The organism is Kitasatospora sp. NPDC001539 (assembly GCF_040298565.1).
Lineage (GTDB): Bacteria > Actinomycetota > Actinomycetes > Streptomycetales > Streptomycetaceae > Kitasatospora.
Map to the genome: position 1 here is coordinate 1 of NZ_JBEPAK010000376.1, position 4,586 is coordinate 4,586.

Annotated in this window: 3 protein-coding genes and 1 pseudogene; 1 reads left to right on the plus strand and 3 read right to left on the minus strand. The window is 67.2% G+C overall.

The window, feature by feature from the left end; genetic code table 11:
* Nucleotides 1-1,261: 1,261 nt before the first annotated feature.
* The 3 genes and pseudogenes from ABT247_RS31930 to ABT247_RS31940 form a co-directional block, all read right to left on the minus strand.
* Complete coding sequence (locus tag ABT247_RS31930; RefSeq protein WP_350749736.1) at nt 1,262-1,780, minus strand: hypothetical protein; 519 nt, start codon at nt 1,778-1,780, stop codon at nt 1,262-1,264.
* Between the two features lie 1,511 nt (nt 1,781-3,291).
* Nucleotides 3,292-3,795, minus strand: a pseudogene (locus ABT247_RS31935) (IS5 family transposase); the annotation flags it as partial.
* A gap of 21 nt (nt 3,796-3,816) precedes the next feature.
* A complete protein-coding gene (locus ABT247_RS31940; RefSeq protein WP_350749738.1) occupies nt 3,817-4,113 on the minus strand; it encodes a hypothetical protein in 297 nt (98 codons plus the stop codon).
* 116 nt (nt 4,114-4,229) lie between these two features.
* On the opposite strand from ABT247_RS31940, the gene ABT247_RS31945 reads away from it, so the two are divergent.
* Complete coding sequence (locus ABT247_RS31945; RefSeq protein WP_350749740.1) at nt 4,230-4,541, plus strand: transposase; 312 nt, start codon at nt 4,230-4,232, stop codon at nt 4,539-4,541.
* Nucleotides 4,542-4,586 lie beyond the last annotated feature (45 nt).

The window sequence follows — 4,586 nt, forward strand, 5'->3', positions numbered from 1 at the left end:
TACGCGGCAACAGCTCGCTGCCGCAACTCGGGCGGGTACTTCATCGGTGCAGCCATGGCAAAGGCTCCCTTCTCACGGCCCATCAGGCCATGTCCAGCAACCTTCCGCACCTCGGGGGAACCTCAGCCCAGGCCGGCGCCTGCAGGCAGGTGACCGCGGCCAGGACAGGGCCGAGCAGGGGGATGGGCACACCCACGGGTATGCGAGGACGTCTTGCCATGCAGCTTCCCTCCCCGAAACAGGCAGCCTCGTGCGGGAGCAGGTCCTCCCGGACGTAGGCGATGGAGTCTGCCTCTCTGACACGGTAGGAACCATCCACCGAGGGCTGTATCACCCGAACGGGCGGGGGCCGCTCGGGCACCAAGCACATGCGCGGCAGGCGCACGCCCCGCTCGCGAACGGCGGTCGAACGTCATGCCGCAACCGTGTGCGAATGCCGACTCACCGTTCGGTGATGCGATCGCCACTCGCAACACGCTGACTTGACAGGCGGAAGAACGATGACCGCGAGTCGGCGCCTCATCTGGTCGCGCGTCGCCGAGCAGCCGACGCCCTTGTCCACCTGCTGACCGCGACGACGCTGGACACCGCAGCGCTTCGCCGGGCGCCCCGACGACGTCCTTGCCCCGCACCCGCGCCCGCTTCCCCGTCTTCGTCCGGCGCCGCTCCACGTTCTCGGCCGCGATCCCGGACAGCGCCTCGGTGTCACGCTCACCGCCGGGCCCAGGGCCGGGCAGGCGGGCTCGTGCCAGGTCGTCCGGACGACAGGCCACCATGTGTCAGCTGCTCGCTCGACCAGGTCCGGCAGCACGCGCCGCCGCCCGCCCGGGCCGGGGCCGGCGGCCATCCGGCGCGGCGGGAACGGACGCGGTGGGCACGCACGGGCCAGCGGCGACGGCGGCGCCTGATTATGGGTTTCGTCATGTCGCAGGCTCTGCCCAACCAACTACGCGCCATCGCGCCGAACCCCTCCGCCACCCGGACGGAGTACCGCAGTGCGTTCTCACCGGCCGCTGACCTGCGACGACACCCGAGGCGAAACTCACCGGCTGCCCGAGGCGAAACCCTCCAGCGCAGCTGGCGTCGAAGGCGGCCCAGGTTCGACGGCCGGAAAGCAGTGAGGGTGGGCGCAGGCACGCGCAGGGCGGGCGCCCCGGCCGAACCGCGGCACAGTGGAACGGCCCGCCGGTCGGCCGCAGGGGGGGCAGGGCCCGACAACGGACCGGCGGAGCGAACCCGCGTTTCTAGCCGCGGCTTCTGTTCACGGCCACAGACTATGAGTAACAGTAAGGTTCGCATCGGCCAAGTTAGTCCCCAAGTAATCGCGACTGGGCACAAATATCTGCCAATTTCCTCCTCCCCGGCCTCCTTCTATCGCATGCGCTGCCAGTGGGGAAACATTGTCAAGTGGCTGGGTGGTGCAGTCCGATCCGTGGAACAACAACAGCCTCGGCGAGACGACAACGGATTCGTCGTTCAGCAGATTTAGCCCCACGCTAAGGGTTGCTTTGACTTCATCATCCGCACAGGTCGATACTACGAATGACGCATGGCTCTTCGTCATTTCGTGAGTAAGGACTATCTGATGGTGGAATGGAGTTTTCTGGTCATGGTAGGTCGGGTCAGGAAGACTGGGCCCGTCTTCCGCTTGCACCCACCCGTCGAGAACTATGATGTGATCGACCGCTGCTTCCGCCGGAACCGTCATACCGACAAACGGCACGGGCGCCAGTAGAACTGCCACGGCTATGATATTTCTGAGTTTCATCTTGAGCCTCACATGAGCTTCTCAAGCAATGAAGACATGTCGCCCGCAACACAGCTAAACCCATACCACCAGAGTCCCTCCAGGGCAGACCTTCCGCACCTCGAAGGAGCCCGAGCGGGGCGCTCGCAGGTTGAAGGCCGACGTGGCATAGCAAGCACTTCTCAACGCGGCTACAAAATGTGAGATATGGCTCGGGGGGCGCGGAGGTGCCAGCGGAGGCCCGGATCCCCTGCATGCCGAGGTGCTGGGCGAGTGCCAGGCGCAGGCGTCCGGTCTCGGTCAGCGGTGCGTTACGGGTGTGGCATGAGCGCCTTTCTGGAGCCGGTGCAGATATCGCAATCCACACCGAGCCAGAAGGCCCTCATTAATTTCAAGATCGCCAGGCCGTGAACCCCGTCACCGACCTCCGCGGTCAGAACAGACGATCCGTCCCCGCCCGCGTGGCAGCCACGCCCTTGTCAGACGACTATCCCGGGGGGCCTCGGCGGTTAGTGCGAGGGCGCCTATAGATGGAAACGATTTTACCGGGCTTGTCAGCGTTCCATTCATTTCGAGTACTACGTCGACGGATCCTCCGATTCGAGCTGTGACCGTCTTCGCGCGATTATGTCGTTGTGCAGGGCCTGATATTTTCTTGACCAGGGTGTCGAGATTGACGGCAGAACTGTTTGATCCCGTCATCGCTTGCCTCCCGGTGAGAGATGCGCGGCCTTAGGTGCGAAAACGAAGAGTCGGCAACGCACCTCCCCGTAAGGAGACCCGGGACGGGCCGTTCCCGGCCGTGCAAGACCACGGCCGGGGCTGGACGGGGCGTCAGAGCGCCGTGATGCTCCCGTCAGGGCCGGGCGTGGGTGCCGGTCAGCAGTTCCGCCGGAGACGGCGGCGCACGGCGCCATGGGGGCGAGCAGTCGGTCGTCGTCGGCCTCGGCGGTGTCGTACTCGGCGGTCACCAGGACTGCCGGCTCCGGCTCGGGCGGGCGTGGCTTGGCGCGCCGGGGCGACCCGCTCGGCCGCGCGCACACCACCGTCGTGCCGCAGCCACCGCAGGTGCAGACCCGCGGCGCCGCCTTGCCACGAGGACGCCGATGCCTCCCCGGACCCTTTTCGTCCGTCCATCCCATGCCGTACCCAACGACCGGCCGGACGGGAGCGGCACGCCCGGCGGCCCATCGCCTGCTACCAGGCCACGGAGGTCGCGGCCGGCTGGGTGCCCTGGGGCGGGCCGAGGCCGGGTATCAGTGCCGGCCGACCCGCAGGGGGGTGCCTGGGCCGCCCGGAGCCGTGGGGGGTGTACGAGCCGAGCCACAGGAGGAGGAAGGCATCCGCCGCGCGCCCTGATGGAGGCGCTCGCCCGGTTCAACGACCGTGACGGCAGGACACCCTCCTGCCCTATCACCCAACCACCGCCGTGGCCGCGGCGCTCGTCCGACTGGCCGACGATCCCTGGCTCGGCCTCACCAGCGAGCAGCGGGAGTATCTGACCGCTGTCGCCGCCGCTCTCGACCTGGACACGGTGGAAGACCTCATGAAGCTGATGAGGTGTCGAGTGTCGTCGATTTAGAAAACACCTCATTTGGGAGTCTGCGGGTGCAGATGATGGCTGCTGCGATGCTGGCGAAGGCGGCGAAGTGGCCGGCCTTTCGCTCGTAACGGCGGTGGAGTCGGCGGAAGCCGCCGAGCCAGGCCACGGTTCGTTCGATGACCCAGCGGTGCCGACCGAGACGGTTGGAGGTCTCGATTCCGCGGCGGGCGATGCGGGCGGGGATTTGTCGGCGGCGTAGGTATGAGCGGATGAAGCGGTGGTCGTAGGCTTTGTCGCCGTGCAGCTTGCCGGGTCGGCGCCGCCTGGGGCCGCGCCGTGAGCGGATCGGCGGGATGGCGTCGACGAGCGGGACCAGGGCCTGGCTGTCGTGGACGTTGGCCCCGGAGATTGCGAGCGACAGGGGTAAACCGGTGCGTTCGGTGAGCAGGTGGATCTTCGACCCGTGCTTGCCCCGATCGACAGGATTCGGACCTGTCAGCTCCCCCTTTTCAGGCAAGGCATGAAGTTACGGGCTGATCGGATTTGTCGAGAGGATGTCGATGCTGATGGTGGCCTTGTAGGTGCGTCGGTCGACGCGAAGGCTCTTGTAGGCGTATCGGGACAGGGGACGCTTGACGGCTCGGGGACTCGTGCGTTGGCGGCGGGCGGGCATGAGGTTGTCCAGGACGGCACGACCGATGGCGCCGATCAGGTCGATGGTGGTGTCGGCGATGACGTTCGCGGCCTGGATGACCTGATCGCGGGCGGCTCGGAGGGCGACGGAGAAGCTGGCGCGGTCCGGATCGGTGCCGGCCGTGGCCATGGTGGCGTCCGCGATGGCGACGCGAATCGCCTGGTAGGCGGTCAGGATGAGGTTCCCCCGAGGTGCGGAAGGTTGCTTGACATGGCCTGATGGGCCGTGAGAAGGGAGCCTTTGCCATGGCTGCACCGATGAAGTACCCGCCCGAGTTGCGGCAGCGAGCTGTTGCCGCGTACCGGGCCGCCGATCCGAAGCCGGTGATCCGGCAGATGGCCCGCGATCTGGGGGTGCACCACGAGGCCCTGCGGAACTGGATCCGCCAGGACGAGGCGGACCGGGGCGAGCTCGACGACCGGCTCACCACGGCCGAGAAGGAGGAGCTGGCCGCTCTGCGCAAGGAGAACGCCGAGCTGCGGCGCTCGTGCGAGATCCTCAAGGCCGCCTCGGCTTTTTTCGCCCAGGAGCTCGACCCGACCCGGCGACGGTACTGAAGCTCATCGACGAGCACCAGGACCGCTTCGGGGCCGAGCCCGTCC